Source organism: Streptomyces sp. NPDC001514 (genome assembly GCF_053597075.1).
The window spans coordinates 1-2,403 of sequence record NZ_JBSFHO010000030.1; the positions used below are offsets into that span (position 1 = coordinate 1).

Below are 2,403 nucleotides of genomic sequence, written 5' to 3' on the forward strand. Positions count from 1 at the left end.
GGCTGCGAGCCCGGCCCCGCGGGAGGCTGCGACGGGCTGAGCGGGCACGCCGCGCCGGGCGGCCGCGGGGCGTAGCGCGCGAGGGCGCCGGGGCCGCCGGTGGGGAGCAACTCCAGGCAGAGCGCGCCCGGGTCGAAGCGGTACGACCTGCCCTCCGGTGTGCGCAGGGTCAGTCCGGGTACTGTCGGCGAGTCCATTGCCACCTCCCTCACGTAATCACTACAAGTGGTTACGTGACGCTGCACTGGAAGCTTGTGATCGACGCGACCGACCCGCTCGCCCAGGCGGACTTCTGGGCGGAGGCCCTCGGATACGTCACCGAGGACCACAGCGCACTGATCGAGCGGCTGCTCGGCCTCGGGGCCGTACCGCCCGAGCTGACGGTGGAACGGCACGACCGCCGGGCGTGGCGTGATCTGGCCGCCGTCCGGCATCCGGACGATCCGTACGAGGAGGAGACCGGCATCGGTCTCGGCAGGCGGCTGCTGTTCCAGCGGGTCCCGGAGGCAAAGACGGTCAAGAACCGGCTCCACCTCGACCTGCACCCCGGACCGGCACGGCGGGACGCGGAGGCCGCCCGGCTGGAGGGGCTGGGCGCGACAGTGCTGCGGCGCGTGCAGGAGCCGTCCGGCGAGTGGGTCGTCATGCAGGACCCGGAGGGCAACGAATTCTGTGTGCAATAGCGTCCGTTAACCGGACCCGACTGACCGGTTTCCACTCTTGACGGTCAGTCAACATCTCGCTGAACATTCACCCACACGCCGCACTGAGTACAGCTCCAGCACCCTGCGACACCGCCGTCGCGGAGTGTCTCGAACGTTCCGTCCTGTCCCCGAACGGAATACGGAATCCGGAGCCCCCACATGACCCACTCCGTGCACAGACGCGCCGCCGCAGTCACGGCACTTGCCCTCGCCGGCCTGCTCGCCGCAGCCTTACCGACCGCCGCCGCAACCGACACCGCCACCGCACCGAGCGCCGCCCCTTCCCCGGCGGCGCTCGCCGCGCCCGACATCCCTCTCGCGAGCGTCAAGGCCCACCTCTCCGACCTCCAGTCGATCGCCACCGCCAACGGCGGAAACCGCGCGCACGGCCGCGCGGGCTACAAGGCGTCGGTCGACCATGTGAAGGCCAAGCTGGACGCGGCCGGATTCACCACCACCGTCCAGCAGTTCACGTCCTCCGGTGCCACCGGCTACAACCTGCTCGCCGACTGGCCCGGCGGCGACGCCAACCGGACACTGATGGCCGGCGCCCACCTCGATTCGGTCACCTCGGGCCCCGGCATCAACGACAACGGCTCCGGCTCGGCGGCCGTCCTGGAGACCGCGCTCGCCGTCTCCCGCGCCCAGCTCAAGCCGGACAAGCATCTGCGCTTCGCCTGGTGGGGTGCGGAGGAGCTGGGCCTGGTCGGGTCCAAGTACTACGTCAACAACCTTCCGGCCGCGGACCGTTCGAAGATCACCGGCTATCTCAACTTCGACATGATCGGTTCGCCCAACCCCGGGTACTTCGTCTACGACGACGACCCGGCGATCGAGAAGACCTTCAAGGACTACTTCGCGGGCCTCGGCGTCCCGACCGAGATCGAGACGGAGGGCGACGGCCGCTCCGACCACGCCTCCTTCAAGAACGTGGGCATTCCGGTCGGCGGGCTCTTCACCGGCGCCGGCCGCACGAAGTCCACGGTGCAGGCCCAGAAGTGGGGCGGCACGGCAGGCCAGGCCTTCGACCGCTGCTACCACTCCTCCTGCGACACCATGTCCAACATCAACGACACCGCCCTCGACCGGAACAGCGACGCGATCGCCCATGCGATCTGGACCCTGTCCGCCGGCACGACCGTCCCGCCGGGCGGTGACGTCTACGAGAACACGGCCGATGTCCCCATCCCCGACAACGGCGCCGCCGTGACGTCCTCGGTGACCGTCTCTGGTCGTACCGGAAACGCCCCGTCCGCGCTCCAGGCCGGCGTGGTCATCAAGCACTCCTGGCGCGGCGACCTGGTGATCGACCTGGTGGCGCCGGACGGGACGGCGTACCGCCTGAAGAACTCCAGCGGCAGCGACTCGGCGGACGACGTCGTCGCGACGTACACCGTGAACGCGTCGACCGAGGCCGCGAACGGCACCTGGCAGCTCAAAGTCCAGGACGTGGCGGCCCAGGACACCGGCTACATCGACAGCTGGAGGCTCACCTTCTGAGCATCACGCCGTCATACCGCATCACGCCGTCTCACCACATCGCGCCGTCGCACCACATCGCGCCGTAACCCCAGTGCGGGGCGCCCCCCTTGAGGGGGGCGCCCCCCCCCCCATCACCCACCCGCCCCCCAGGACCCGACCGGCCGTCCGCCCCCGACCCACCCCCCCCCCCCGGGCGCGCGCCCCCCAAACCCAGACC

The 2,403-nt window shown here is 70.4% G+C and carries 2 protein-coding genes and 1 pseudogene; 2 read left to right on the top strand and 1 reads right to left on the bottom strand.

The window, feature by feature from the left end; all coding sequences use genetic code 11:
• Positions 1 to 197: pseudogene (locus tag ACWCXB_RS26770) on the bottom strand (hypothetical protein); the annotation flags it as partial.
• Positions 198 to 233: 36 nt separating this feature from the next.
• Here ACWCXB_RS26770 and ACWCXB_RS26775 point away from each other — a divergent pair.
• Positions 234 to 683: a VOC family protein gene (locus tag ACWCXB_RS26775; protein ID WP_450726236.1), complete on the top strand. Its 450-nt coding sequence runs from the start codon at positions 234 to 236 to the stop codon at positions 681 to 683.
• Between the two features lie 180 nt (positions 684 to 863).
• On the top strand, positions 864 to 2,204 hold the full coding sequence (locus ACWCXB_RS26780) for a M28 family metallopeptidase (protein WP_450726237.1): 1,341 nt from the start codon (positions 864 to 866) through the stop codon (positions 2,202 to 2,204).
• Positions 2,205 to 2,403: the final 199 nt, after the last annotated feature.